Below are 347 nucleotides of genomic sequence, written 5' to 3'. Positions count from 1 at the left end.
AGGCCGCCGTCATCGCCCGCGAGGACACTCCCGGCCACAAGCAGCTCGTGGGCTACGTGGTGCCCGAGGCCTCGGACGCCGCCGCCCTGGACACCCAGGCGCTGCGCCGCAGCCTCTCGGAGGCTCTGCCCGACTACATGGTCCCCGCGGCCATCGTGGTCCTGGAGGCTTTGCCGCTGACGCCCAACGGCAAGCTCGACCGCAAGGCTCTGCCCGCGCCGGACTTCACGCCACAGAGCATCCGCGCTCCGCGCACGCCCCAGGAGGAGATCCTCGCGGCCCTCTTCGCAGAGATCCTGCACCTGCCCCAGGTCGGCATCGACGACAACTTCTTCGACCTCGGTGGC

Annotated in this window: 1 protein-coding gene; it reads left to right on the top strand. The window is 70.9% G+C overall.

Going from position 1 to position 347, the window contains the following annotated elements; all coding sequences use genetic code 11:
• A partial coding sequence (locus ACTJLF_RS34810; RefSeq protein ID WP_440884931.1) for an AMP-binding enzyme occupies positions 1-347 on the top strand: 347 nt, incomplete at both ends.

The organism is Variovorax sp. 22077, assembly GCF_052044195.1.
Classification (GTDB): domain Bacteria; phylum Pseudomonadota; class Gammaproteobacteria; order Burkholderiales; family Burkholderiaceae_C; genus Variovorax; species Variovorax atrisoli.
This window is presented reverse-complemented; position numbering and strand designations above follow the sequence as displayed.